Genomic DNA, 25,758 nt, shown 5'->3' with positions numbered 1-25,758 from the left:
GTCAGCGCTTGGCTATCGCGTCCACCACCGCTGTGAGGGCCTCAGGGACCTTCCCAGCGTCGGTGCCGCCGCCTTGGGCGACGTCATCCTTGCCGCCGCCGCCACCGCCGAGGATGCCGGCAGCCGTGCGAACCAAGGCGCCGGCTTTTACGCCTGCCTCGCGGGCGGCCTCGTTCGTGGCAATCAGGATGACAGGACGGTCATTGCTGACACCTGCGACGGCCACTGTGGCGGCGTCGGAGCCCAAACGGTTACGCAGATCCAGGGCAAGGTTGCGCAGATCGTCCGCACCACCCACCTGGCCGGCGTCGTGGGCGATAACACGCACACCCGCTGCATCCTTTGCCGTGCCCACCAGGTTGGCCGCAGCTGCCGTGAGCTGCTCCTTGCGGAGCCGGTCAAGTTCCTTCTCCGTGGCCTTGAGCTTGCTCAGGGTGCTGGAGATACGGTCCGCGAGCTGCCCGGAAGGCACCTTCAGCAGTTCGGTGAGCTCGTTGACCAACGCGCGCTCTGCTGCCAGGTGACGGAACGCGTCCAGGCCCACGAAGGCCTCGACACGGCGGTTTCCTGAACCAACCGACTGCTCTCCCAGCAACGAAAGGCTGCCGATCAGGGAGGTGTTGGACACGTGGGTACCACCGCACAGCTCACGGGACCACGCGCCGTCGATCTCCACGACGCGCACTTCGCTGCCATAGTTCTCGCCGAAGAGTGCCATGGCGCCCAGCGCCTTGGCCTCAGCAAGGCCCATCACCTTGGTATCCACGCGGAAGTTGTTCCGGATGGCGATGTTGGAGACTTCTTCGATTTCCGACCGCGTAGCCGTGCTCAGGCCTTCACCCCAGGCGAAGTCGAAGCGCAGGTAGCCTGCCTTGTTGTAGGAACCACGCTGGGTGGCTTCCGGGCCAAGGATCTGGTGCAGGGCGGCGTGCACGATGTGGGTGCCCGTGTGCGCCTGTTCGGCTGCGTGGCGGCGTTCACGGTCGACGGCGGCGCGCACCAACGCGTCGGAGCCAATCTCACCTTCGCGGACAATCGCCTTGTGCACGCTCAGGCCCTTGATGGGGCGCTGGACATCCAGGACCTCGACCACGAAGCCATCGCCGGTGATGAGGCCTGTATCAGCGGACTGTCCGCCGGCTTCTGCGTAGAACGGGGTCTCGTTGAGGACCAGCTCAATCTCGTCACCGGTGGACGCATGTGCCACTGCGCGTCCGCCGCTGACGATGCCGCGGACCTTTGCCTCGCCCTCGAGTTCGTCGTAACCGGTGAAGACGGTTTCGCCCTTGCCCAGGAGCTCTTGGTACGCGCTGAGGTCGGCGTGGCCGCCCTTCTTGCCCTTGGCATCTGCCTGGGCGCGCTGGCGCTGCTCGAGCATGAGCGCGCGGAAGCCTGCCTCGTCCACCTTGAGGCCGGCCTCTTCAGCCATTTCCAACGTCAGGTCGATCGGGAAACCGTAGGTGTCGTGGAGGGCGAAAGCATCGGCGCCCGAGAGTGGAACGCCAGCAGCCTTGGACTCAGCCACCGCATCTTCCAGGCGCGCAGTTCCGGATGCGATGGTGCGCAGGAACGCCTTCTCTTCGGCGTACGCGATGCGGCTGATCCGCGCGAAGTCCGTCTCAACGATGGGGTAGACGCCCTTCATGGCGTCGCGGGAGGCGGGCAGGAGGTCCGGCAGGCAGGCCTTCTCCACGCCCAGCAGGCGCATGGCGCGGACGGCGCGGCGGATCAGGCGGCGCAGCACGTAGCCGCGGCCCTCATTGGACGGAGCAACGCCATCAGCGATCAGCATCAAGGCCGAACGGATGTGATCGGCGACCACGCGCATACGGACGTCGTCCGTGTGGTGGGGATCCTCGGGAGTCTCAGCGGAGGTGTACTCGCGGCCGGACAACTCAGCGGCTTTATCGATGACGGGACGGACCTGGTCGGTCTCGTACATGTTCTCGACGCCCTGCAGGATCATTGCAAGACGTTCCATGCCCAAGCCGGTGTCGATGTTCTTGTTTGGCAGTTCGCCCACGATGTCGAAGTCGACCTTGGAACGCACATTTTCGATCTGGTACTGCATGAACACCAGGTTCCAGATTTCGATGTATCGGGTTTCATCGGCCAGCGGGCCACCCTCAATGCCGTAGGCCGGTCCACGGTCGTAGTAGATCTCCGAGCACGGACCCGCCGGACCCGGCTGGCCGGTGTGCCAGTAATTGTCCGACTTCCCCATGCGCTGGATGCGCTCAGCCGGAATGCCGGTGTTCTTGAGCCAGAGTTCCTTGGCTTCGTCGTCCTCTTCGTAAACCGTCACCCACAGGCGCTCGGCAGGGAGTCCGTAGCCGCCGTCGTCGACGCTGCTGGTAAGCAGCTCGAACGCAAACTTGATGGCGTCTTCCTTGAAGTAATCCCCAAAGGAAAAGTTGCCGCACATCTGGAAGAACGTGCCGTGGCGGGCGGTCTTTCCGACTTCCTCGATGTCACCGGTACGGATGCACTTCTGCACGCTCGTAGCGCGGCTGTAGGGCGGCTCCTCGCGGGCGGTCAGGTACGGAATGAAGGGAACCATCCCGGCCACAGTGAAGAGAAGCGACGGGTCGCTGGAAACGAGCGACGCGGAGGGAACGGCGGTGTGGCCCTTGCTGACAAAAAAGTCCACCCAGCGCTTGGTGATCTCCTGCGACTTCATTAGCTGATTACTTACCCTTCTCAATTCACTGCACACGATGTGCGCGGACCGGCTGGTGCCGTTCCGCAGCTTTCCATTCTGCCCTGTTGCGGCCTCGGGAGCGAAACGCTCCCGCTAGCGGCGGCCTGCCCCGTCGTCCTGGATTCCCAGCGCCGCCCGCAAATCCTCTTCGCGCTGGTGCATGCCGGTTCGGACCGCATCGGCAAAATCAAAGAGGCCGTCGGCCATGCGGCCTACGGCGCGGTTCAGCCCTTCCGGGCCGAGATTGGCCTGCGCCTGCGTTACTTTGCGGAACGCTATGACGCCGATGGCGACGCCGATACCCATCCAGACAATTCTTTTCATCGGTTTCTCCCGTTGATTCAGCGGCTGCGGCGGCCGGAGGACGGTGTGCGGCGGCCAGCGAATGCTGAACGTACGCCGTAGCTGAATGCCGCCACCTTGATCAGCGGTGAGCCCACGGTGGCAGCAACCAGCGACGAAAGCGCCGAGATGTTGGCCGAGGCATCGGAGACATTGGAAGCTATCCCGTCAACTTTCTTGAGCTGTTGGTTGGTGGTGGTGACCGTGGCGGTCACTTCGTCCATCAGGGGCGTAGCGCCGTCGCTGATGAGCCGGATGGAGGTGCGGACTTCGTCAAAAACGCCGCCCAGCTTCAAGATGGGCACGGCCAACAGCAGGACAAGGAGCGCGAACACTCCCGCTGCGATGAGGCCGGCGATGTCGCCACCAGACATAGAACTCTTCTCCTAGGATCGTTGCGCTGCCCTGCGCCCACCGGTTCCCGGCGCGGCCAAGGCCTCCCCCAGTACCTTACCTACAAAGGGCGGGCACCCGGGATACAAAGAAGCCCGCGGCGGCTGCCACGGGCTTCTTTGTATACGCTGCTTGGATTTAGCGTGCGTAGAATTCGACGACGAGCTGCTCTTCGCAGATCACGGGGACCTCGGAGCGCTTGGGACGGCGAACCAGGCGTGCCTGCAGGGCGTCGATCTTGACGTCCAGGTAAGCCGGAACGTTGTTCAGGACGTGTGCACCAGCAGCTGCCACCTGGAACGGGGGCATAACCTCGGAGCGGCTGTGAACGTGGATGAGCTGGCCTTCGCCAACGCGGAAGGACGGACGGTCCACGCGAACACCGTCAACCATGATGTGGCGGTGCACAACCAACTGGCGGGCCTGTGCGATGGTGCGGGCGAAGCCTGCACGGAGCACCAGGGCGTCCAGACGCATTTCGAGCAGCTCAACCAGGTTTTCACCGGTCAGGCCCTTGGTGCGGCGTGCTTCTTCGAAGGCACGGGTCATCTGGGCTTCGCGGATGCCGTACTGGGCGCGCAGGCGCTGCTTTTCGCGCAGACGTACGGCGTAGTCGGAGTCCTGCTTCTTGCGGGCACGGCCATGCTCACCGGGGCCGTACGGGCGGCGCTCCATGTACTTGGCGGCCTTGGGGGTCAGAGCAATGCCGAGTGCACGCGAAAGGCGTGCGGTACGGCGAGCACGAGTGTTGTTAGCCACTTGTGTCCTTCCAATTACTGCGGTGTGTCAGTGTTACTGGCCTCCATCAGGGAGAGCATCGGCCAACCGCTGCCTCTTGCTACTAGCCCGGGCGCACAGCACTATGTAAGAAATCTTCAAAGGGATTGTGCGTCGGGCCATGCCAGACAAGGATCCATCCTACCACGCACAGTGGCAGCGCCGGCCCCTGGCTGGTCCTGGCCGCTACTCGCCACGCACGATCTTGCGGAGTCGCTCCAGCCTGGCGGCGATGTCCCGTTCGGCGCCGTTGTTGGTGGGCTCGTAATAGTCCTTGCCCACCAGGTCGTCCGGCGGGTATTGCTGCTGTGCCACACCATGGGGTTCGTCGTGCGCGTACTTATAGCTTTTTCCATGGCCCAATTGCTTGGCCCCGGGATAGTGCGCGTCCCGCAGATGCATGGGGATTCCACCGCCGTATCCGGCCCGGACATCGGCAATTGCCTTATTCAATCCCATGTACGCGGCATTGGACTTGGGCGCGGTGGCCAGGTGGACCACGGCTTCCGCGAGGACGATCCGACCTTCCGGCATTCCGATCAACTGGACGGCCTGCGCAGCAGCCACGGCTGTCTGCAGCGCCGTCGGATCTGCCATGCCAATGTCCTCGGCTGCTGAAATGACGATGCGGCGGGCCACGAACCTCGGGTCCTCGCCGGCCTCAAGCATGCGCGCCAGGTAATGCAGGGCGGCGTCGACGTCGGAGCCGCGGATGGACTTGATGAACGCGCTCGCTACGTCATAGTGCTGGTCTCCGGCCCGGTCATAGCGCACCGCCGCAGCGTCGAGGGCCCGCTCGGTGTGGCGCAGCTCCACCACCACTGGGTCCGCGGACTCGCCGTCGTCCTCGGCTGCGGAGTCACCGAATGCCACGCCGGCGGCAGCTTCCAAGGCCGTCAGGGCCCTTCTGGCGTCACCACCGGACAGGCGCACCAGGTGGTCCAAAGCCTCGTCACTGAGCGTCACCCGTTCAGCCAAGCCCCTGGCATCAACCACCGCCTTTTGCAGCAGTCCTGAAATGTCGTCGTCGGTCAGTGGCTTCAACGTCAGCAGGAGTGAGCGGGACAGCAGGGGCGACACCACCGAGAACGAAGGGTTTTCGGTAGTGGCGGCCACAAGCACCACCCAGCGGTTCTCGACGCCGGGCAGCAGCGCATCCTGTTGAGCCTTGTTGAAGCGATGGATTTCGTCAAGGAAGAGGACGGTGGTCTTCTTGTAGAGGTCCCGGGCGGTCAGGGCCTCGTCCATGACTCTCCGGACGTCTTTGACCCCGGCAGTGATGGCCGACAATTCCACGAACTTCCGGCCCGGGCCGCGGGCGATAACATGCGCCAGTGTGGTTTTGCCCGTTCCCGGGGGTCCCCAGAGGATCACGGAGCTGGGCCCGGCCGGGCCTGCCGCTTCGGCACCGGCGGCCAGCTGGCGAAGCGGCGAACCCTGGCCCAGCAAATGCTGCTGTCCCACGACGTCATCCAGGGTGCGGGGCCGCATCCGCACGGCGAGGGGGCTGCGCTGGGAAGCCATCCAGTGCGCGTCTGACGGCGCCCGGAGGGACTCCGGCATGCCGGGCAGGTCCTCCGACTCGTCGTCGTTATCAGCACCGGCACCAAAGAGATCTTCCACATGGATAGGCTACTCATAGTTCCAGCAAAGGAGACATCGACGTGGGCCGCCCCGATTCCACACCGCTGCCGAAGCAGCAAGGAACCACCACCCGCTTGGCGCTGGTACCGGCCCAGCGGCTCAGCGGATGGGTGGACAGGTTCGCTGCCGGTCATGGACCGTTGCAGGAAGAGATGATCGACGACGGCCTGGTCCTGCAGGCATCCGACGGCGCGGTGGCTCTCCTGCGCGCCCCCTGGCCCGTGGACGGAAGGCCCGGGCGGGGTGCAAGCAGCATTGAAAGGCTCGCTTCCCTTGCCACCCAGGAGCGCGGCCTGGGCATCCTCCTGGTCCGCCGGGGCGGTTTCGCCGTCGCGGCGGCCAGCGGCCAGCGTGTCCTCGCTTCAAAAGGTGGCAAGCGCTACGCCGATGCCCGGACCACCGCCGGATACGCCACAGAGGTCTTTGCCGGTCACCTGATCGAGTACATCGTTCCAGGTGGCGACAGGGCGCTGGTGGATCAGGTCCTCGCTGAACCATCCCTGGGGGCCGTGGCAGGGCGGACGCGGCTGGCCCTGCTGGACATCCAGGACCCCAAACCAGCGGTCCTCCAGAAAGCAGCCGCGGAGTCGTGCGCCATCAGGATTACCGTGACCAACCCGCCCCCTAGCAGCCGCTGAGGGCACGCCTGATGGGAGCCTGCCGGTAAAGGTAGCTGCCGTAGTTGGTGAACCCCGCCTGTGCGTAGAGCGACTGCGCCCCCTGGTTGGCTGCGGTGACCAGCAGCCAGAAGCCCTGGAGCCCGCGCTCGGCGCCGGAGTCCAGCAGCGCCGCCAGCACCAGACTGCCGTAACCGCGCCTTCGGTGCGTGGCCGTCGTCGCCATGCCGTAGATGCCGCCCCAGCCATCAGCCGCGGCTAGGCGTCCGACGGCGGCTGGTACGCCGTCGTCGTCCCTTACCAACGCGTACAACGCCGGGCAGCCGAGCAGGATCCGGCGGGCGACCCCAAGTTCTGCTGCACCGCCGCGACCATCCACCGACCACCACACGCTGAGCCATTCTTCGGAAGGTTCATCGCTGAGCTCGACGTTCCGGCTGGAAGCGGGCGCGGGCAGTCCTTCGAGGCCGCGCACCATGATCCGCGTTTCAGACTGCTTGGTGAAGCGCTGCGTGTCCAGCATGGTGTTAAGGGCGGCGCTGCGGGGGTCGTCGAAGACCTGGAAAATGAGCGGGAGGCGCCGCTGCCGGTACCACTCAGACGCGGAGCGGAGGGATGCAGCAAGGTCCGGGGCGTCGTCGGCAGAGTCAATGATGGTGCGCGGCCAGACGGAATTGGCCCTCTGCGTCACCCCTTCGGACGCGCGCAGCACCCACTCCCCTGTGTCTTCGCGTTCAAGGGCAGGCCACGCCTTATCCATGAGCGTTTCCAGGTGTGCTTGCTCGAGCATGCCTCGACGCCTTTCATTCGCAGTAACACCAAAGGCCCTCCACCGCAGTGGAGGGCCTTTGGTCGTAGTGCTATTCGGACTTGTTTTCCGCCTTGGCGGCAGGCTTGGCCTCGGGCCGGAAATCGACGCCCGCTTCCTTGCGCTGCTGGGCCGTGATGGGGGCAGGTGCCGCGGTCAGGGGGTCGTACCCGTTGCCGGTCTTCGGGAAGGCAATGACATCGCGAATGGACTCCACGCCGGCGAGGAGGGCCACAACGCGGTCCCAGCCCATGGCCATTCCGCCGTGCGGAGGTGCGCCGTACTTGAAGCCTTCGAGCAGGAAGCCGAACTTCGTTTCTGCTTCTTCCTTGTCCAGGCCCATGAGCTGGAACACGCGTTCTTGCACTTCACGGTCGTGGATACGGATGGAACCGCCACCGATCTCGTTGCCGTTGCAGACAATGTCATAGGCGTAGGACAGTGCCGATCCGGGATCCTTGTCGAAGGTGTCCAGGTACTCCGGCCGCGGCGAGGTGAAAGCGTGGTGCACAGCTGTCCACTGTCCGCCTCCCACAGCGACATCACCGGAAGCCACTGCTGCTGCGGCAGGCTCGAACATGGGAGCGTCCACAATCCAGACAAACGCCCAGTCGTTGGGATCAATCAGGCCGGTGCGGTGCCCGATTTCGACGCGGGCAGCGCCGAGGAGCGCCCGGGCTGCGGACTTCTCACCGGCAGCGAAGAAGATGCAGTCGCCGGGCTTGGCGCCAACAGCGTCGGCCAGGCCTGCCCGCTCTTCCTCGGTGAGGTTCTTCGCAACCGGGCCAGCCAGTTCGCCGTCTTCCTTGAAGAGGACGTAGGCCAGGCCCTTGTGGCCACGCTGCTTGGCGAATTCCTGCCACCCGTCCAGGGTGCGGCGCGGCTGGGAAGCACCGCCGGGCATGACCACTGCTCCGACGTACGGGGCCTTGAAGACGCCGAAGTTGGTGTCCTTGAAGAACTCGGTGAGCTCCGTCAACTCCACGCCGAAACGCAGGTCCGGCTTATCCGAGCCGTACCTGGCCATGGCGTCCAGGTACGTCATGCGGCGGATCGGTGTGGGGATTTCGACATCGATCAGCTGCCACAGTGCCTTGACGATCGCCTCACCGAGCTCAATGATGTCGTCCTGGTCAACGAAACTGGCTTCGATGTCCAGCTGGGTGAACTCCGGCTGGCGGTCGGCACGGAAGTCCTCGTCACGGTAGCAACGGGCGATCTGGTAGTACTTCTCAAAACCGCCCACCTGGAGCAGCTGCTTGAAAAGCTGCGGCGACTGCGGCAGCGCGTACCAGGAACCCGGGGCCAGGCGCGCCGGTACGACGAAGTCGCGGGCGCCTTCCGGCGTCGAACGCGTCAACGTGGGGGTTTCGATCTCCACATAGCCACGCTGGTGCAGCAGTTCGCGGGCTACCCGGTTCGCCTCGGAGCGGAGGCGGAGGTTGCGTGCGGGGCCGGGACGGCGAAGGTCCAGGTAGCGGTGCTTGAGCCGGGCTTCCTCACCGACCTCCACGTGCTCGTCAATCTGGAAAGGCAGGGCGTCGGAGGTGTTGAGGATAACAACCTTGTCGGCGATGACCTCGATTTCACCGGTCGCCAGGGCCGGGTTTTCGTTGCCTTCAGGACGCTTGTTGACGGTACCCGTCACCTGCAGCACGTACTCGTTCCGCAGGCCATGGAAGACCTCTTCCTCACGGACAACCACCTGGGCGACACCGGACGCATCACGCAGGTCAACGAATGCAACGCCACCGTGATCACGGCGCCGTCCCACCCAGCCGGCCAGGGTAACGGTTTGTCCAATGTGCTCGGAGCGAAGCGATCCGAGGTCATGTGTGCGCAGCACAGCATTCCTTTCAGCATGAAATTTAACGGGACCGCTGCAAAGCGGTCCCGTCCGAGTTTACCCGCCCCGGCCGCGCCTCCCGCCACAGGCGGGACAAGCTCTGTGTGCGTATCAGGCGGTTGTGGTGACGCGTACGTGCAGGTCCTCTTCCGACGGCGTCCAGCTGGACGGGTCAGCATCAACCTGTTCACCGGAACGAATGTCCTTGACCTGGTGCTTGCCGTCGTCGTCGGTGAACCACACGAAAGGAATGCCCCGTCGGTCGGCGAACTTGATCTGCTTGCCGAACTTCTCGGCTTTGGCGGCGACTTCCGTGGCGATCCCCCGGCCCCGCAGCTGCGCTGCGATGTCCTGGGCGGCGGCCCAGCTGTCGTCCGTGTTCAAAGCCACGAGAACTGCTGTGGGTACCGAACGCGATGCCGTTGCCAGTTCCTGGCTGAGGATGCGGGAAACCAGGCGCGTCACGCCGATGGAAAGCCCGACGCCGGGGAACTTGCGGTTGCCCTTGCTGGCCAGGGCGTCGTACCGGCCGCCCGAACAGATGGAACCGAGCTGCTCATGGCCCACCAGCACCGTTTCGACCACAGTTCCGGTGTAGTAATCCAGGCCGCGGGCGATGCTGAGGTCCGCCACGACCTTGCCGGGGGCACGCTGGACCGCGGCCTCAATAACCTGCTGAAGCTCGCCAAGACCCTCTTCAAGAAGCTCATCCTTGACCCCCAGCGCGCGCACCTTATCCACGAACGAGGTGTCTTCCGTGCGAATGCTGGCCAACTGAAGGGCGAGGCCGGCCTGTTCGTCCGTCGCCCCCAGCTCAGTCTTCAGGAGCTCGGCAACCTTCGCGGCCCCGATCTTTTCCAGTTTGTCGATACTGCGCAAGACCCCGGCAGTGTCTGTGAGGCCAATGCCGCGATAGAAGCCTTCGGCGAGTTTCCTGTTGTTGATCCGCAGCCGAAAATCCGGAATGGGCAGCGCACTCAGGGCCTCAGCGATCACCAGGGCAATTTCGACGTCGTAACGGAACGGCAACTCGCCGTCTCCCACGACGTCGATGTCGGCCTGGGTGAACTCACGGGCACGGCCTTCCTGCGGACGCTCGCCACGCCAGACCTTCTGGATCTGGTAGCGCCGGAAAGGAAACGCCAGGTAGCCGGCGTTTTCCACAACGTAGCGGGCGAACGGCACAGTGAGGTCGAAGTGCAGGGCCAGGGCGTTAGGGTCCGTTTTGGCGGCGTCACCGTCGTCGTCCTGAAGCCGGCTGAGGCCGTAGACCTCCTTGTCGATCTCGCCTTTGCGAAGCAACTGGCCAACTGTTTCGACGGCCCGGGTTTCAATCGATGAGAAGCCGTGCAGTTCAAACGTCTTCCGCAGCGTATCGAGCACGTGGAGCTCCACCAACCGCTCCTGGGGAAGCCACTCGGGGAATCCGGACAGGGAGGCGCTACGTGCCATGGAATGTGTCTCCTCAGAAAGCTGACGCTGGCAACAGCTCCGCAGCTTTAAACATCCAATCGGCGTTTATAAGGCGGGCGTCCAGCCGGTCATGCATAAACTATGTGCGGCAGCCAGTTTATGCTTTCCGCGCGTGCACATCTAATGCAGCATGCCCGCATACTGCCCGGCAGCCATCGGAAGCGGGACACAATCAGGAGGACTCTTGGCTACAAGGTCGCGGGATGACCGCGAATCGAAACGTCGCATCAGGCAGATGGAAGCCAAGCGTGCCCTGCGGCAGGAACAGGGCAAGCGACGCAAACGCGACAACACCATCGCCATCAGCGCCGGCGCGGCAGCCGTGGTCCTGGCTGTCGTGATGCAGCTGACTGTCTTCAGTTCCAATCCCACCGAGGCCGAGTTCGCCGCCGCCGAAGCCGGCCTGAGCTCTCCGTCCGCTTCGCCGTCGGCTTCCAACAGCGCCGACATCCCCAGCCCGGACACCGCTGCCGGCAAGACCTTCACGGGTGACTTGGTTTTGAACGGTGGCACGCTGGGCGTTGAGTTGAACGGTACCGCCGCACCGCAGGCAGCAGCGGTACTGAAATCACTGGCGGACGCAGGCTATTACAACGGGGCAAACTGCCACAGGCTTACGACGGCGGAAACCTTCGGCCTCCTGCAATGCGGCGCGAAGACCGCCGACGGCTCGGACGACGCCAACTACCGTTGGGGCCCACTGGAAAACACCCCCACGGACAACAAATACCCCGCCGGAACGATCGCTGTTGCCCGCACCGGCAACAACGCCTACGGCAATGGCCACCAGTTCTTCATTGTCTATAAGGACACCACCATTCCCGCCGACACAGCCGGCGGCTACACCGTGGTGGGCAAAGTAACCAGCGGCCTGGACGTTGTTACGAAGATCGCTGCAGCCGGCCTCAAAGCCGGCGCAAACAGCGGCGACGGCGCCCCTGTGGCACCTGTCACGATAGACTCGTTCTCTCTGAAGTAACCAACTCCTGGCCCCAGCCCGGGGTGCATTACCCAGCAGTCCCTCCAAGCGAAAGACTTTTAGCGGTGACAGACAGTCAGAAACCCGACGAAACAGCAGTAGCGGCCAACGAAGAAGCTGCCGGACAGGCGCCAGCCGCGCCCCGGCCGACGCCTTCCGCAGCCCCGTCTCCCGCGGCTTTCGCGGCCCGCCCCAAGGCTCCGGCCGCCGTCGTCCCTGCCGCTCCGGCTGTTTCATCGGCGTCGCTTGCTGAGGCAGCGAAGTGGGGCCGCGCAGAAGGGGACGGCCATGTGTTCCTGACACTGGACGGCGAAGAAATCGCTGTCGGCCAGTACCCCGGCGTCAGCCCCGACGAAGCACTGGGCTACTTCGCCCGGAAATTCGACGACATCATCGCCCAGGTGGTCCTGCTCGAACACCGTGTGGAGTCCAAGGCACCTGCCACGGACATGCAGAAGACTGTGACGCACCTCCGCGAACAGCTCGCTGAGCGCAACATGGTGGGCGATATCCGCTCGGCGGAAAGCCGCCTTGACGCTTTGTCGGCCCAGATCGTTGAGCTGGAAAAGACTGAGAAGGCTGCTCACGAGGCCGTACGCGCCAGCGAACTCGCTGCACGTGAGGCCATCGTTGCCGAGGCTGAGTCCATTGCCGGCCAGGATCCGGCCCACATTCAGTGGAAGACCTCCAGCGCGCGCATGAACGAGCTGTTCGAAACCTGGAAAGCAGCACAGAAGAGCGGCGTCCGCCTTGGCCGCAGCAACGAGGACGCCCTGTGGAAGCGGTTCCGTTCCGCACGCACCGTCTTTGATCGCCATCGCCGGGCCTACTTCTCCCAACTGGACAGCAACAACTCTGCTGCCAAATCAGCCAAGGAAGCCCTGATCGCCGAGGCTGAGGCACTCTCCTCCTCCACTGACTGGGGCTATGCCGCCGGGGAATACCGCAGGCTCATGGACCAGTGGAAGGCCACGCCGCGTGCGAGCCGCAAGGATGACGACGCCCTGTGGGGCCGCTTCCGCGCAGCGCAGGACGTGTTCTTCAGCAACCGCCAGGCAGCCAATGACCAGATCGACCAGGAATACACCGCGAACCTGGCCGTGAAGGAACAGCTGGTCGCCGAGGCACAAGCTCTTCTGCCGATCAACGACCTCAACTCCGCCAAGAAGGCCCTCCAGTCCATCCGGGACCGTTGGGAAGACGCCGGCAAGGTTCCCCGCGCCGACATGGGTCGCATCGAGGCAGGTCTTCGCAAGGTCGAAGACGCTGTTCGTGAGGCTGAGGAAGAGAAGTGGCGTCGGAGCAATCCGGAAACCAAGGCACGCACCAACAGTGCGTTGTCCCAGCTCGAAGCCGCCATCGCTGGCCTCAAGGAAGACTTGGAGAAAGCCGAAAAGGCAGGCGATCAGCGACGCATCAAGGCGGCCCGCGAAGCCCTGGAAGCCCGCCAGGCCTGGCTTGACCAGATCCAGCGCTCGGCCAGCGACCTCGCTTAGCACCACCTGACGTTCCCGTCCTGCAGGCTCCGTTCCGGTTATCCACATAGCCGGGGCGGAGCCTGTACTCGTTGGGTGGCCGCACGGAATGATCGGTGGATGGTCCCCGTTGCAACTGCCCCACACTTAGTGGAGCCCGTACTGTCCGAGCTCTACTCCCCCAGCCGCCTTTTTACCTGGAATGAATTGCAGGGCATGGCCATCGACGGCATCCTCCTGCCGCTTTACGGGAAGAGTTATGCCTCGCCAGGCGTGGCTGTCACTTACCGCCTGCGGGCCCGTGCTGCGGCCATGACAGTGCCGGAGAGGATTCGGACCAAAGTGGTGGCCGGAAGGCTGACCGCGGCATGGATCTACGGCTGCGCGAAGCCCCCTGAACGCCTGTCCCTCCTGGTCGATGCGAAGCACCGGATATCCAGCCTGCGGGGAGCTGCTGCCTGCAGTCTCCACGAAGTCAGGCTGGGACAGCTGGATGTGGTGAGCATGGGCGGGATGCTGGTCAGCAGCCCGCTGCGCACCGCAGCCGATATCGCCCTGCACGTGGAAACAGAACGTGCGCTGCCCGCATTGAAGCGCCTCCTGAGCCGGGACGAGCTCGGCATCAGGCTGCGACTGCTCATCCTGGCCGTCGAGGCCGCCCCCAGGGTGCCCCACAAGAAGCGGGCACTGGCCACCCTGGCACTGCTCGATAATGGACCGGGTTAGCTGCGGCGCCGGTTCCCCGTTGTGCGGTAAACGTCGAAGACACCGTCGATGCGACGCACGGCGTTCAAGACATGGTGCAGGTATTTGGGGTCGCCCATCTCGAAAGCGAACTTCGAGATGGCCACCCGGTCGCTGGACGTATGCACGGATGCGGCCAGGATGTTGACGTGGTTCTCGGACAAGATCCTCGTAACATCCGAGAGCAACGATTTGCGGTCCAACGCTTCCACCTGGATCTCCACGAGGAAGACGCTGGACTGGGTGGGGGCCCACTCCACTTCCACAATCCTGTCCGGCTGGTCACGGAGCCCCGAAACGTTGGTGCAGTCCGTCCTGTGCACAGAGACACCGGAACCACGGGTAACAAAGCCCAGAATCGGATCCGGGGGCACAGGGGTACAGCAGCGGGCCAGTTTGACCCACACGTCCCCGACACCACGGACGATGACGCCGGAGTCGGAGAACTTGGACTTTGCAACCTGGGTGGGGATGCTGACTTCTTCAAGATCTTCGTCCGGGGTCTCCTGGCCGCCAAGGTGCTCAACGAGCTTTTCCATGACGGACTGTGCCGACGTGTGTCCATCGCCGACGCCCGCATACAGCCCCGAGATGTCGACGTAGTGGAACGCCTCCGCCACGGCCGACAAAGCATCGTGCGTCATGAGCCGCTGCAAGGGAAGGTTCTGCTTCCGCATGGCCCTTGTCAGCATGTCCTTGCCGCGGTCGATCGCCTCTTCGCGGCGTTCCTTGGTGAACCATTGGCGGATCTTGTTCCGCGCACGTGCCGACTTGACGAAGTGCTGCCAGTCCTGGCTCGGCCCGGCCCCTTCGGCCTTCGAAGTGAAAATCTCCACCCAGTCGCCGTGGTTGAGTTCGCTGTTCAGTGGAACGAGCTTGCCGTTGACGCGTGCACCGATGGTGCGGTGGCCCACCTCGGTGTGCACCGCATAAGCGAAGTCAACCGGAGTGGAACCTGCGGGCAGGGCCATGACCTCACCCTTGGGGGTGAAGACGAAGACTTCCCGGGCGTTGATTTCATATCTCAGGGAATCCAGGAACTCGCCGGGATCGGAAGTTTCCTGCTGCCAGTCCACCAGGGACCGAAGCCATCCCATGTCCCCGTCCCGCGGGCTGCCAGGACCTTGGGCTGTACGGTTGGGCTGGTCTTTGTACTTCCAGTGGGCTGCTACACCGTATTCGGCCCGACGATGCATTTCATGCGTGCGGATCTGGATTTCGACCGGCTTACCGCCCGGACCGATCACCGTGGTGTGCAGCGACTGGTACATGTTGAACTTGGGCATCGCGATGTAATCCTTGAACCGGCCCGGCAGGGGGTTCCACCGCGAATGGAGCGTTCCCAGTGCGGCATAACAATCCCGCACGGAATCGACCAGGACACGCACGCCCATGAGGTCGTTGATGTCGTCGAAATCCTTATCCCTGACGATCATCTTCTGGTAGATCGAGTAGTAGTGCTTCGGCCTGCCGGTGATGGTGGCCTTGATGCGCGAGGTCCGCAGATCGTCGGCGATCTGGTTGCGGATGACGCTGAGGCTCTTTTCACGCTCCGGCGTGCGGTCTCCCACCATGCGGACGATTTCCTCGTACACCTTGGGATACAGCGCCGCGAAGGACAGGTCCTCAAGTTCCCACTTGATGGTGTTCATGCCCAGGCGATGGGCAAGCGGAGCAAAGATTTCCAGGGTTTCGCGGGCCTTGCGCGAGGACGACTCCGCAGAGACGAAGCGCCACGTCCGCGCATTGTGCAGGCGGTCCGCCAGTTTGATCATGAGGACACGGATGTCCTTGGCCATGGCCACGACCATCTTGCGGACGGTCTCGGATTGGGCAGCCTCGCCGAAGCTGACCTTGTCCAGCTTGGTCACGCCGTCCACCAACATGGCGACCTCGGGGCCGAAGTCGCGGGTGAGGTCGTTAAGGGTGTAGGGAGTGTCCTCCACGGTGTCGTGGAGCAATGCAGCCGCGAGGGTGGTCCCCGTCATGCCGAGCTCAGCCAGGATGGTGGCCACGGCAACCGGGTGGGTGATGTACGGGTCACCACTCTTGCGCTTCTGGCCTTGGTGGCTCCGCTCCGCTACGGCGAACGCCCGTTGGATCAGGTCGAAGTCCTCTTTGGGATTATTGGCCCGAACGGTGCGCAGCAGCGGTTCCAGGATTGGCGAGTAGGGGGCGACGCCCCGGCCTGTGAGGCGGGCGAGCCTGGAACGTGTACGTTCCCTCCTGCCGGGGAAAGTCGGGCGCACGCCGCTGTCGATCGGTACCGCACCTGCGGTCCGTCCGGCCACGCCTGTTGTTGGGACGGCCACAGCATTACGGCCATCTTCCCCGCCCGCCGGTGGTGCCGACGTCGCACGTTCTTCCACAGAAGCACCCCTCACAACCTATTTAATTCTCCCAGTCTATTCCCGTCAGCGAATGCTTCTGCAACCGGACAGCACATGACGAGGACGTGGACAAGTCAAAGAGCCGGCCTCCGCAATGCTGCGGAGGCCGGCTCTCTGGTGAAACTGTACTTTGGGGTGGACCTAGACGGTTGCCTCGGCCCTGCGGTGCGATACCTTCTTGGCTTGCTTGACGAGCTCCGGTTCGCCTTGGCGCAGCCAGGCGTACAGGGGCGCGGCGATGAAGATCGTTGCCGCTGTGCCAATGAGGATGCCCACGAACAGTGCCAAGGAGAGGTCCCGCAACGTACCGGCACCCAACAGCCCGGCCCCGATGAAGAGGATGGCTGCCACGGGCAGGACTGCCACCATCATGGTGTTGATGGAGCGAACCAGGGTTTGGTTGACTGCGAGGTTGACCTCTTCAGCGAAGGTACGACGCGTCGACGTCGTGATATCGGACGTGTTTTCGCGGATCTTGTCGAACACCACCACGGTGTCGTACAGCGAGTAGCTGAGGACGGTGAGGAAGCCGATGATGGCCGACGGCGTCACTTCGAAATCGCTCAAAGCGTAGACGCCCGCTGTGGTGAACATGGTGACGAGCATGCCCACCAGTGCCGACAGCGACATTTTCCATGTACGGAAATACAGCGCCATCAGGATAGCGGCCAGCCCAACGAAGACCACCAGGCCGATGAGCGCCTGGCGCGTGACGTCCTGTCCCCAGGTGGGGCCCACGAAGTTGGACGTCACCTCGTTCTCGGTGACCCCGTACGCACTGGTCAACGCGTCCTTGATGCGGTTGGTTTGTTCGTCACTGAGCTGATCCGTCTGGATCCGCATGGTGTTGCCGGCCACGTTCGCGACACGCGGGATGGCCTCGGGCACCACTTCGTGGACTGCCTTCTCGCCGAGCCCGGCGTCGGTGTTGGCCACGTTCGAAACGGTGAACTCGGAGCCACCGCGGAATTCGATGCCGAGGTTGAATCCGCCCTTGACCACAGGGATCAGGATGGACAGAGCCACGGCTACGGCCGCAATGGTGAACCAGATCTTCTTGGAATTGACGAAGTTGTACGAACGCTTGCCCGTGTAGAGCTCATGGCCGAAGGTTGCGAAGCTCGTTGTCATTTACTTCTCCTCCTTGGTCGCCTTGGAGGAGCCGGCGAACTGGCTCTTCTCGGCGAGGCGCCGTTCGGCGATGGTCATGCGGCGTTCTGCTTCGGCTGCTGCACCGGTGTTGCGCGCACGTACCGGCGTCGGCTTTTGATCCGGGGTGCGGAGCCTGCCGGCGCCGCGGTACAGCGGAACAGCGCCCAGACGGTCGGGCGACAGTCCGGAGAAACGGTGTCCTTCGCCGAAGAACCGGGTGCGTGCCAGGACCTGGAGCATGGGGTGCGTGAACATGAACACCACCAGGAGGTCGGCCAGGGCTGTGAGGCCGAGGGTGAAGGCGAAGCCGCGGACGTTGCCCACAGCCACGAAGTAGAGAACCAGGGCAGCGAGGAGGTTGACTGCCTTTGAGGCCAGAACGGTGCGCTTGGCACGCTTCCAACCATTTTCGACGGCGGACACGAGTCCACGGCCGTCGCGGAGCTCATCGCGGATACGTTCGAAGTAAACGATGAAGGAGTCCGCGGTCTGGCCGATGGCAACAATCAAACCCGCAACGCCGGCCAGGGAAAGCCGGTAATTTTCGGTCCAGCCGAGAATGGCAATGGCAAGGTACGTCAAGGCACCGGCCACCACAAGGGATGCAATGGTCACAAAGCCGAGTGCCCGGTATTGGAAGAGCGAATAGACCACAACGAGCAGCAGGCCGATCACACCGGCCAGCAGGCCCAGGCGAAGCTGGTCGCCACCGAGCGTCGCGGAAATTTGCTCCTGTGACTGGATTTCGAAGCTGATGGGCAACGCGCCATACCGGAGCTGGTCGGACAACGCCTTGGCTGATGCCTGGGTGAAGTTGCCCGTGATCTGCGGCTTACCGTCCGTGATGACGGCAAGGGAGCGAGGCGCGGAGATGACCTTGTCGTCAAGGACAATCGCGAACTGCGATTTGGGATCATCCGTACCCTGGGCCTGCGCGGCAGCGTAGAACTGGTTAAGGCGTTCGGTGACTGCCTTGAACTTCGCGGTAGCATCCGCGTTGAAGACGATGTTCACGCCCCAGGAGTTGGTGACAGAACCCTGTGCACCCTGGACCTGGGAGTAGGTCGAGTCGCTGATGTCCTGGCCCTTGACCTCCACCGGTCCAAGGATGTACTTGACCGCGGGAGTCTTGTCCGTGGCGGCCTCGCAGGTGACCAGCGGCTTGGCCGGGTCTGAGCGCTCACGCTTCTCCGTGGACGGATTCACGCAGTCCAGTGCTTCAAATTCCTTGACGACATCGGCAGTGACCCAGTTGATGTCGCTTGCGTTGGCCGGCGCCGCAGTGGGCTTGGGCAGCTGGGCATCAGGGGTACGGGATTCGGCTGGAACGGCAGCCGGGTCTCCCGCAGCGATGACCGGGCGGAAGTTCATGTCGGCAGATGCCTGGATGAGGTCGCGGGTTTCCTTGGAGGGGGTTCCCGGAAGGCTCACTACCACGTTGCGCCCGGACTGGGTGCTGATTTCCGCTTCGGCTACACCTGAGCCGTCAACGCGCTGCCTGATGATGGCAACGGCCTGATTCAGCTGTTCCTCGTTGATTTCGCCAGAACCCTCAACCCTGGGAGCCAGGATCATCTGGGTTCCGCCTTCGAGGTCCAAAGCAAGCTTCGGAGCCCAGCTGGCATGGCCAGTCAGCACTCCGCCACCCAGGACAGCGGTCAGTACAACAAATATTGCGCCTAGCCATGTCAGCACCCTGCGGGCTGAGTTTTTGGGGCCGGTCCTTGCCATTATCGATCTTCCTCTTATCGCCGGACAGCCGCCGGCGGACGCTGGTGAGCGTCTGCCGGCGGCTCTCCGCTGCCGTAGAAGTTGTCCAGCGCGGTGTTGCCGCGGCTGACAGTGCTAGTTGTCCTTCTTGTCCTCTTTGTTGAGGCGCGCAATGGTCTCTTCCGGGGTCTCAACCGTGGCAGGAGTTTCAGTCCCGGCAACGGTCAGGGAAGATGCGTCGTCCGGAACAACCGGTGTTTCCTCAGCGGCCGGTTCTACTACCTTGGTGACTGCCTGCCGGTGAACCGTAGCTTCGTTGCCCGGGGACAGTTCGATAACGACCTTGTTCTCGGCCTCGTCGATGGAGACGATACGGCCGAAGAGCCCGAAGCTGGTCATGACGTCCACGCCGGGAGCAAACTTGGACTGCATTTCAGCCTGTTGCTGCTGGGTCTTCTTGTTGCGGCGGAACATCATGAAGACAAAGAGTCCAAGCATGACGAACAGCAATATGGTCATTGGATCCACAGGGAAGTTCCGTTCTGTACTTACGTTTTGGTTCACGGCAACGTCCCTGGCTGATCCGCAGAGCGGGCGCATGAATCAAGGACTCGAACGTGCCGAGCGTCATACCAGTCTAAAGGGAAAAGCTGAAGAGAGCGTGTTAACCAGCAGTATCTACGCTTTCGGCGTGGTTTTCGTCCTCACCAAACAGGTCCAGTGCCTCCTGGCCGAATACTCCGGCCGGAACCGCGAAGCCCAGGTGTGTCCACGCTGGAGCCATGGCAATACGTCCCCGCGGCGTCCTCCCGAGCAACCCTTCGCGCACCAGGAACGGTTCCGCCACGGTCTCCACAGTTTCCGGCTCTTCACCCACTGCGATGGCCAACGTGGAGAGGCCCACCGGGCCACCGTTGAACTTGGTAATGAGGGCTTCCAGGACGGATCGGTCGAGGCGGTCCAGCCCACGCTCGTCCACTTCATACATATCCAGGGCCGCAGATGCTGAGCGGGCGTCGATCTGTTCAATGCCGTGCACCAGGGCCCAGTCCCGGACCCGTCGAAGCAGCCGGTTTGCAATACGGGGCGTCCCACGGGAGCGTCCGGCGATTTCGGTGAATCCGGCCGAGTTCACTTTGAGGTCCAACAGCCCGGCGGAGCGGCGAAGCACCAACTCCAGTTCAGCTACGGAGTAGAACTCAAGGTGCCCAGTGAAACCGAACCGGTCACGCAGTGGCCCGGGCAGGAGTCCCGCACGCGTAGTGGCACCCACCAGGGTGAAGGGCGGCAGCTCGAGGGGAATGGCAGTGGCACCCGCTCCTTTGCCCACGACGATGTCTACACGGAAGTCCTCCATGGCCATGTACAACATCTCTTCCGCAGGCCGGGACATACGGTGGATTTCATCGAGGAAAAGCACCTCCCCTTCCGACAACGACGAAAGGATCGCGGCCAGGTCGCCGGCATGCTGGATTGCGGGACCACTGCTGATACGCAAGGGTGCGTTCATTTCGGCAGCAATGATCATGGCCAGCGTTGTTTTGCCGAGTCCGGGAGGGCCGGACATCAAAACGTGGTCGGCGCTGCGCCCACGCATCTTCGACGCCTCGAGGACAAGTGCCAGCTGTTTCCGGACGCGATGCTGGCCTACGAAGTCATGGAGGTTCTTGGGACGGAGGGCGGCCTCAATGACCCGCTCTTCCGGTTCCTCTCCCCCGCTGACGAGTGACTGCTCAGCCACGGCTGCCTACGCGGTTTCCGGCGCGTGCGCCGTCCTGGCCCAGCCAACGGAGCGTGGCACGGAGGATCTGGGCGACATTTCCTGCCTCCACCAGCTCCGGCGAATCGGCCATGGCTTTGTCGATGCTTCCGGTTGCGTCCTTTTCGGACCAACCAAGGCTGGTCATGGCCGCGACCACCTGGGGCTTCCACTCGGCCTTGATCGGGGGCTGGGGCTGGGCGGACGTACCCGTGCCGTGCGGGACGAGCTTTCCGGCAAGCTCCAAAACAATACGTCCGGCTACCTTCGGGCCAATTCCGGGCACCTTGGTGAACGTCTTGCCGTCACCGGTGTGCGCAGCCACCCGGATGGCTTCGGGTTCGTGAACCGCAAGGACGGCAAGCGCCAATCTTGGTCCCACGCCGCTCACGCTCAGCAGGACGTCGAAGACTTCCCGTTCGTCATCATCGGCAAAGCCGAACAGCGTCAGGGAATCCTCCCGGACAATCATGGAGGTGAAGAGCTTGGCTTCGGTTCCTACTTTGAGGTGGCTCAGGGTCTGCGGCGTCGCAAAGACACTCATGCCTGCGCCGTTGAGGTCAATAACGGCGGTGGACAAACCAACGTGGGCTACGGTTCCACGGAGAAAACTGATCAAGACCCGGCTCCTGAATTAGCGGACTATCCGAACATATCTACGAATACCCTAGCAAGGGCAGGCGACAATCACCGCGCGCGGCGCGCTTTCGCTTCGGCGTCGGCCCATGCCTTCTGCGCAGGTGTCAGTGTTCCCTTGCCGGATCCACCCGCGGATCCCATGCCGCTGCCTGCACGCCAGGCGTGGGTGAGCGCCAGGGCCAGGGCGTCAGCCGCATCTGCCGGTTTGGGCGGCGCATTCAGTCGCAGGATCTTGGTGACGAGTTTGGTAACGGCGTCCTTGTTGGCCGTACCGCTCCCCGTTACCGCGGCCTTAACCTCGGACGGCGTATGGAGGGCCACGGGGATACCGCGGCGTGCCGCGGCGGCGATCACCACCCCGGAAGCCTGGGCCACACCCATCACGGTGCTCACGTTCATCTGCGAGAAGACACGCTCGACGGCGACGACGTCCGGTTTGTGCAGGTCGAGCCACTCATCGATTGCCTGGGCGATGACCAGCAATCGCTTATCCAACGTCAGCTCAGCCGACGTCCCGACCACTCCGACGGCCACCATTGTGGCCCTTCGGTTCTGCTCGATGTCCACAACGCCGATGCCGCAACGGGTAAGGCCCGGATCGACTCCCAATACGCGAAGAGTCAATTCCGGGCCTTCCTAAGAGATATCAAAGCTGAGTGCTGCCGCGCCTAGTCGGCGTCGAGGGCAGCCTGCACTTCCTCGCTGAGGTCCGCGTTGCTGTAGACGTTCTGGACATCGTCCAGATCTTCCAGCGCGTCCACGAGCTTCATGAACTTGCGGGCGCCATCGACGTCGAGGTCAACCTGCATGGACGGCACGAATTCAGCTTCATCGGTTTCGTAGTCGATGCCTGCTTCCTTCAGGGCGTCGCGGATGGCCTGGAGATCCGAGGGCTCCGAGTGGATTTCCCAGTTCTCGCCGCTGTCCTTGACTTCCTCGGCGCCGGCCTCAAGGACTGCCATCAGGATGTCGTCCTCGCTGAGGCCGTTCTTCGGCAGGACAACGACGCCCTTGCGGGCAAAGAGGTAGCTCACGGAACCGGGGTCGGCGATGGTGCCGCCGTTGCGGGAGATGGCGAGACGGACCTCGGAGGCTGCGCGGTTCTTGTTGTCTGTCAGGCACTCGATCAGCAGAGCCGAACCCTGCGGGCCCCGGGCTTCGTACATGATTTCGGTGTAGTCGACGACTTCGCCGGTGAGTCCGGCACCACGCTTGATGGCGCGGTCGATGTTGTCGTTGGGCACCGAAGTCTTCTTGGCCTTGGTGACGGCGAGTTCCAGGCCGGGGTTTCCGGCGAGGTCAGGGCCGCCCATGCGGGCGGCGACTTCGATGTTCTTGATCAGTTTTGCGAACGACTTTGCACGCCGGCTGTCAATGATGGCTTTTTTGTGCTTGGTGGTCGCCCATTTGGAGTGGCCTGACATGCTTTACGCTTCTCCTCTGATCATTCGAATAAAGAGTTCATGCACGCGCTTCTCCCCCGTCACTTCCGGGTGGAAGGAGGTGGCCAGCAATTGGCCGGAGCGCACTGCAACAATTCTAGCCACTCCGTGCAAAGTGGCCGTGTGGCTGGCGTGGTCCGGATCGACCTGTGCCAGAACTTCGAGGCCGGGGCCGACGCGTTCCACCCACGGGCCGCGGATGAACACTGCGTGGACTGGCTCTACACCGGATTCGTCGGCACTGAAGTCCAGCCCCTTGAAATCGAGGTCCGTTTCGAAGGATTCGCGCTGGCGTCCAAAGGCATTGCGGCGCACCGTGATGTCGAGTCCGCCGAAGGTCTGCTGGGGAGCTCCCGCGAGGTCGGTGGCCGGGTCGGCGATCTCGTCAGCGAGGAGGATCATGCCGGCACAGGAACCGTAGACAGGGAGTCCTTCTGCAATGCGCTTTTGCAACGGATCGCGGAGCTCAAAGATCCGGGACAGTTTGTCGATGGTGGTTGATTCGCCGCCCGGGATGATCAGGCCATCGATGTCGTCAAGCTCTGCCGGCCGGCGGATACCCACGCCGGTAGCTCCAGCGGCTTCCACGGCATGGATGTGCTCGCGGTAATCGCCCTGAAGAGCCAGTACGCCGATCCGGAGTCCTGAACCCACGCGTGATGAAGCGTCGGAAAGGGGGGTTGTCATTGGACCATCATAGTGCTCCCGGCCCGGCCAGTGGTTGATGCGAACTGTCCCGCACCCGTCCTGCACCGCCGAAGGGCCAGGTTCCATGCCATGACTGGGATATATTACAGAGCATGCTTTCCTTCAGCGTTCCCCTCGGCAAGCTGGTCCGCAGGCTCTCCCGGCTTCGGGGCGGCGGCTCGGCTTTTCCCGGCTTGGTGGTCGAGAAAATCGACCCCGGCTTCATGCAGCGAACGTTGGCTTCCCTGCCGCACGGCGTAGCCGTGGTGAGTGGCACAAACGGAAAAACCACCACTACCAAAATGGTGGTGGAGCTTCTCGAAAGCCAAGGCTTGAAAGTCTTCACCAACCGGTCCGGAAGCAACTTCACCCGCGGTGTCGCAGCTTCCCTGCTGGGTGACGTCGACTGGCGTGGCCGCCTCAAGGCGGATATTGCCGTGCTGGAACTCGACGAAGCCCATGCAGTGCATTTCGTCAACAAGGTCCAGCCACGCTACAGCCTCCTGCTGAACGTCCTGAGGGACCAGCTGGACCGCTTCGGCGAGATCGACAAGACTGCCCGTTTGCTGGAGCACATCGCTTCAAAGACAACCGACACCGTTGTCCTGAACCGCGAAGATCCGCGTGTTGCGCGGATCGCCAACGTCGTCAACAGCCTGGACGCCGTCCACCACCCCGCCATCCGGTACTTCGGCCTGGATGAGTCACTGCGCAGCACGTTCCCCAACGACGACGAAATGCGCACCGGCAGCGGCCCTTCACCGTCCGGAACTTCGGTAGCCGCAGCGCCCGGTGAGGCAGTAGACCTGCCGGCTGCCGACGTCGTGCTCCGCAGGGTCGGCGCGCAGGACGCCGACTTTGAGTTCGACGGCGAGACCGTCAGTACCGCCATGAAGCTCCGCGGGGTCTACAACATTTTCAATGCCGCCGCCGCGTTGTCGCTTACCAGGGCGATCCTTGGCACCGGCCCTGTTGATACGCCCAAACTGGTCAAGGCCCTGGGTGAGGTTGCTCCCGCCTTCGGCCGTGGAGAGAGCCTGACGGTGGACGGGCAGCCGCTTGAGCTGGTCCTTGTGAAGAACCCCAGCGGATTCCGCCTTGGCCTCAAGTCGTTCCCCGCCGGCGGCTATGCCACCATGATCGCCATCAACGACAACTACGCTGACGGCAGGGATATGTCCTGGCTGTGGGACGTGGAGTTCGACTCCCTCCGTGAAAACGGGGTGGAGGTCCTCACGGGCGTCCGGGCGTATGACATGGCCTTGCGTCTTCAATACGACGACGTCCGGTTCGGAGTTGTGGAGCCGGACATCACCGCCGCCCTCCGCACGTTCATTGATGGCTCCCGCGGCAAACCCAAGCGGGTCTTCTGCACTTACACCTCCATGCTCGCCATTCGCCGTGAGCTCGCCAAAATCACCATAGTTGAGGTGGTCTCATGACCTCGGAAACACAGCCCAGCAAGGGCACCATCCGCGTCCTTCAGCTCTATCCCAAAGAGATGAACATCTACGGCGACTGGGGCAACGCCCTGGTCCTGCAGCAGCGCATCAAGTGGCACGGCTACACGCCTGAACTGCTGGAGTACAACGTTGGCGATGAATTCCCCGAAGACATCGACATTGTGGTGGGCGGCGGCGGTCAGGACAGTGGCCAGCTGGTCATCCAGGACGATCTCCAGGCCCAGGCGCCGCACCTCAGGAGAATGGCCGACGACGGTGCCCCCATGCTGGTAATTTGCGGGCTTTACCAACTTTTCGGCAAGTTCTTCAAGACCAGCACTGGCCCTGTGATCCCGGGAATTGGCATCCTGGATGTTGAAACCCACGGCACGGACGAACGGCTGATTGGCAACGTCATCATGAAGTCCACCGAGTTCGGGGACATCCTGGGGTACGAGAACCACAGCGGACAGACCACCTTGGGTCCCGGCGTCGAACCTCTTGGTACGGTGACCAAGGGTGCCGGCAACAACAGTAGGGACGGCCACGAAGGCGCCCGCTACAACAATGTGGTGGCAAGTTATTTGCACGGCTCATTGCTGCCGAAGAACCCGGCGATTGCGGACTTCCTGATCCGGACCGCTGCGGAACGCAAGTTCGGCTCTTTCGTCCCGGGAGCGCCCGACGACGATTATGCCCGTCTCGCGCGCGAACACGCCGCCCGGCGTCCGCGCTAGG

General features: G+C 63.2%; 23 protein-coding genes. 6 read left to right on the top strand and 17 right to left on the bottom strand.

The annotated features are described in order from the left end of the window. Position 1: 1 nt before the first annotated feature. The 5 genes from alaS to NEK97_RS00715 form a co-directional block, all read right to left on the bottom strand. Positions 2–2,680: an alanine--tRNA ligase gene (alaS, locus tag NEK97_RS00735; RefSeq protein WP_235520754.1), complete on the bottom strand. Its 2,679-nt coding sequence runs from the start codon at positions 2,678–2,680 to the stop codon at positions 2–4. Positions 2,681–2,794: 114 nt separating this feature from the next. After that, a complete protein-coding gene (locus NEK97_RS00730) occupies positions 2,795–3,025 on the bottom strand; it encodes a hypothetical protein (protein WP_235520755.1) in 231 nt (76 codons plus the stop codon). Positions 3,026–3,042: 17 nt separating this feature from the next. Continuing rightward, positions 3,043–3,417 (bottom strand): DUF948 domain-containing protein, encoded by a 375-nt coding sequence (locus tag NEK97_RS00725; RefSeq protein ID WP_235520756.1) that lies wholly within the window; start codon positions 3,415–3,417, stop codon positions 3,043–3,045. A gap of 157 nt (positions 3,418–3,574) precedes the next feature. Further along, positions 3,575–4,195, bottom strand: a complete 621-nt coding sequence (gene rpsD / locus NEK97_RS00720; RefSeq protein ID WP_142939071.1) for a 30S ribosomal protein S4 — start codon at positions 4,193–4,195, stop codon at positions 3,575–3,577. Between the two features lie 204 nt (positions 4,196–4,399). After that, the gene (locus NEK97_RS00715) at positions 4,400–5,836 is read right to left on the bottom strand and encodes a replication-associated recombination protein A (RefSeq protein WP_257367992.1); all 1,437 of its coding nucleotides are present in this window, start codon (positions 5,834–5,836) and stop codon (positions 4,400–4,402) included. A gap of 41 nt (positions 5,837–5,877) precedes the next feature. Here NEK97_RS00715 and NEK97_RS00710 point away from each other — a divergent pair, with 41 nt between their 5' ends. Beyond that, positions 5,878–6,495, top strand: coding sequence for a Vms1/Ankzf1 family peptidyl-tRNA hydrolase (locus tag NEK97_RS00710; RefSeq protein ID WP_257367991.1), 618 nt, complete (start codon positions 5,878–5,880; stop codon positions 6,493–6,495). On the opposite strand, the gene NEK97_RS00705 is transcribed toward NEK97_RS00710, so the two are convergent. From NEK97_RS00705 to hisS, 3 genes are all read right to left on the bottom strand, one after another. Continuing rightward, positions 6,482–7,264 carry a GNAT family N-acetyltransferase gene (locus NEK97_RS00705; RefSeq protein ID WP_257367990.1) on the bottom strand — a complete coding sequence of 261 codons (783 nt, stop codon included), beginning with the start codon at positions 7,262–7,264 and terminating at the stop codon, positions 6,482–6,484. The two genes, NEK97_RS00710 and NEK97_RS00705, sit on opposite strands and share 14 nt — an antisense overlap. A gap of 70 nt (positions 7,265–7,334) precedes the next feature. Then, complete coding sequence (gene aspS / locus NEK97_RS00700) at positions 7,335–9,128, bottom strand: aspartate--tRNA ligase (RefSeq protein ID WP_257367989.1); 1,794 nt, start codon at positions 9,126–9,128, stop codon at positions 7,335–7,337. A gap of 111 nt (positions 9,129–9,239) precedes the next feature. Continuing rightward, positions 9,240–10,580, bottom strand: coding sequence for a histidine--tRNA ligase (gene hisS, locus NEK97_RS00695; RefSeq protein WP_257367988.1), 1,341 nt, complete (start codon positions 10,578–10,580; stop codon positions 9,240–9,242). A gap of 205 nt (positions 10,581–10,785) precedes the next feature. On the opposite strand from hisS, the gene NEK97_RS00690 reads away from it, so the two are divergent. The 3 genes from NEK97_RS00690 to NEK97_RS00680 all read left to right on the top strand — a co-directional run bounded on the left by NEK97_RS00690 (position 10,786) and on the right by NEK97_RS00680 (position 13,781). Beyond that, positions 10,786–11,580 (top strand): peptidylprolyl isomerase, encoded by a 795-nt coding sequence (locus NEK97_RS00690; RefSeq protein WP_257367987.1) that lies wholly within the window; start codon positions 10,786–10,788, stop codon positions 11,578–11,580. Positions 11,581–11,645: 65 nt separating this feature from the next. Beyond that, positions 11,646–13,076, top strand: coding sequence for a DUF349 domain-containing protein (locus tag NEK97_RS00685; RefSeq protein WP_257367986.1), 1,431 nt, complete (start codon positions 11,646–11,648; stop codon positions 13,074–13,076). A gap of 99 nt (positions 13,077–13,175) precedes the next feature. Then, the gene (locus NEK97_RS00680) at positions 13,176–13,781 is read left to right on the top strand and encodes a hypothetical protein (protein WP_257367985.1); all 606 of its coding nucleotides are present in this window, start codon (positions 13,176–13,178) and stop codon (positions 13,779–13,781) included. Here NEK97_RS00680 and NEK97_RS00675 read toward each other — a convergent pair. The 9 genes from NEK97_RS00675 to pdxT form a co-directional block, all read right to left on the bottom strand. After that, on the bottom strand, positions 13,778–16,168 hold the full coding sequence (locus NEK97_RS00675) for a bifunctional (p)ppGpp synthetase/guanosine-3',5'-bis(diphosphate) 3'-pyrophosphohydrolase (RefSeq protein ID WP_308194943.1): 2,391 nt from the start codon (positions 16,166–16,168) through the stop codon (positions 13,778–13,780). The genes NEK97_RS00680 and NEK97_RS00675 overlap by 4 nt on opposite strands. A 162-nt stretch (positions 16,169–16,330) precedes the next feature. Next, positions 16,331–17,320, bottom strand: coding sequence for a protein translocase subunit SecF (gene secF, locus NEK97_RS00670; RefSeq protein ID WP_257367984.1), 990 nt, complete (start codon positions 17,318–17,320; stop codon positions 16,331–16,333). Continuing rightward, entirely contained in the window at positions 17,321–19,072 is a 1,752-nt protein-coding gene (gene secD / locus NEK97_RS00665) for a protein translocase subunit SecD (RefSeq protein ID WP_235520775.1), read from the bottom strand. A gap of 114 nt (positions 19,073–19,186) precedes the next feature. Further along, entirely contained in the window at positions 19,187–19,570 is a 384-nt protein-coding gene (yajC, locus tag NEK97_RS00660; protein ID WP_257367983.1) for a preprotein translocase subunit YajC, read from the bottom strand. A gap of 145 nt (positions 19,571–19,715) precedes the next feature. Continuing rightward, on the bottom strand, positions 19,716–20,792 hold the full coding sequence (gene ruvB / locus NEK97_RS00655; protein ID WP_235520779.1) for a Holliday junction branch migration DNA helicase RuvB: 1,077 nt from the start codon (positions 20,790–20,792) through the stop codon (positions 19,716–19,718). After that, the gene (ruvA, locus tag NEK97_RS00650; protein WP_257367982.1) at positions 20,785–21,429 is read right to left on the bottom strand and encodes a Holliday junction branch migration protein RuvA; all 645 of its coding nucleotides are present in this window, start codon (positions 21,427–21,429) and stop codon (positions 20,785–20,787) included. The genes ruvB and ruvA overlap by 8 nt, the downstream gene beginning before the upstream one ends. Positions 21,430–21,497: 68 nt before the next feature. Next, the gene (gene ruvC, locus NEK97_RS00645) at positions 21,498–22,073 is read right to left on the bottom strand and encodes a crossover junction endodeoxyribonuclease RuvC (protein ID WP_235520783.1); all 576 of its coding nucleotides are present in this window, start codon (positions 22,071–22,073) and stop codon (positions 21,498–21,500) included. 44 nt (positions 22,074–22,117) lie between these two features. Continuing rightward, positions 22,118–22,873: a YebC/PmpR family DNA-binding transcriptional regulator gene (locus NEK97_RS00640; RefSeq protein ID WP_167265987.1), complete on the bottom strand. Its 756-nt coding sequence runs from the start codon at positions 22,871–22,873 to the stop codon at positions 22,118–22,120. 3 nt (positions 22,874–22,876) lie between these two features. Continuing rightward, positions 22,877–23,578: a pyridoxal 5'-phosphate synthase glutaminase subunit PdxT gene (gene pdxT / locus NEK97_RS00635; protein ID WP_257367981.1), complete on the bottom strand. Its 702-nt coding sequence runs from the start codon at positions 23,576–23,578 to the stop codon at positions 22,877–22,879. A gap of 113 nt (positions 23,579–23,691) precedes the next feature. Between pdxT and NEK97_RS00630 the strand changes: the two genes are divergently transcribed. Together NEK97_RS00630 and NEK97_RS00625 are read left to right on the top strand one after the other, a co-directional pair. After that, the gene (locus tag NEK97_RS00630) at positions 23,692–25,020 is read left to right on the top strand and encodes a Mur ligase family protein (RefSeq protein ID WP_257367980.1); all 1,329 of its coding nucleotides are present in this window, start codon (positions 23,692–23,694) and stop codon (positions 25,018–25,020) included. Beyond that, positions 25,017–25,757 (top strand): type 1 glutamine amidotransferase, encoded by a 741-nt coding sequence (locus tag NEK97_RS00625; protein ID WP_257367979.1) that lies wholly within the window; start codon positions 25,017–25,019, stop codon positions 25,755–25,757. Before NEK97_RS00630 ends, NEK97_RS00625 begins: the two co-directional genes overlap by 4 nt. The last annotated feature ends 1 nt before the right edge of the window (position 25,758 follow it).

This window comes from Paenarthrobacter sp. UW852 (assembly GCF_024608385.1).
Lineage (GTDB): Bacteria > Actinomycetota > Actinomycetes > Actinomycetales > Micrococcaceae > Arthrobacter.
Note: the sequence above shows the minus strand (reverse complement) of the source record. Positions and strands in the feature narration are given on the sequence as shown.

What these genes read in the sequence shown, in the direction of transcription:
- NEK97_RS00630 (WP_257367980.1), top strand. Translation starts at nt 23,692, where the DNA reads ATGCTTTCCTTCAGCGTTCCCCTCGGCAAGCTGGTCCGCAGGCTCTCC.
- pdxT (WP_257367981.1), bottom strand. Translation starts at nt 23,578, where the DNA reads ATGACAACCCCCCTTTCCGACGCTTCATCACGCGTGGGTTCAGGACTC.
- alaS (WP_235520754.1), bottom strand. Translation starts at nt 2,680, where the DNA reads ATGAAGTCGCAGGAGATCACCAAGCGCTGGGTGGACTTTTTTGTCAGC.
- NEK97_RS00625 (WP_257367979.1), top strand. Translation starts at nt 25,017, where the DNA reads ATGACCTCGGAAACACAGCCCAGCAAGGGCACCATCCGCGTCCTTCAG.
- secF (WP_257367984.1), bottom strand. Translation starts at nt 17,320, where the DNA reads ATGACAACGAGCTTCGCAACCTTCGGCCATGAGCTCTACACGGGCAAG.
- secD (WP_235520775.1), bottom strand. Translation starts at nt 19,072, where the DNA reads ATGGCAAGGACCGGCCCCAAAAACTCAGCCCGCAGGGTGCTGACATGG.
- NEK97_RS00725 (WP_235520756.1), bottom strand. Translation starts at nt 3,417, where the DNA reads ATGTCTGGTGGCGACATCGCCGGCCTCATCGCAGCGGGAGTGTTCGCG.
- NEK97_RS00730 (WP_235520755.1), bottom strand. Translation starts at nt 3,025, where the DNA reads ATGAAAAGAATTGTCTGGATGGGTATCGGCGTCGCCATCGGCGTCATA.
- NEK97_RS00705 (WP_257367990.1), bottom strand. Translation starts at nt 7,264, where the DNA reads ATGCTCGAGCAAGCACACCTGGAAACGCTCATGGATAAGGCGTGGCCT.
- hisS (WP_257367988.1), bottom strand. Translation starts at nt 10,580, where the DNA reads ATGGCACGTAGCGCCTCCCTGTCCGGATTCCCCGAGTGGCTTCCCCAG.
- yajC (WP_257367983.1), bottom strand. Translation starts at nt 19,570, where the DNA reads ATGACCATATTGCTGTTCGTCATGCTTGGACTCTTTGTCTTCATGATG.
- NEK97_RS00680 (WP_257367985.1), top strand. Translation starts at nt 13,176, where the DNA reads ATGGTCCCCGTTGCAACTGCCCCACACTTAGTGGAGCCCGTACTGTCC.
- NEK97_RS00640 (WP_167265987.1), bottom strand. Translation starts at nt 22,873, where the DNA reads ATGTCAGGCCACTCCAAATGGGCGACCACCAAGCACAAAAAAGCCATC.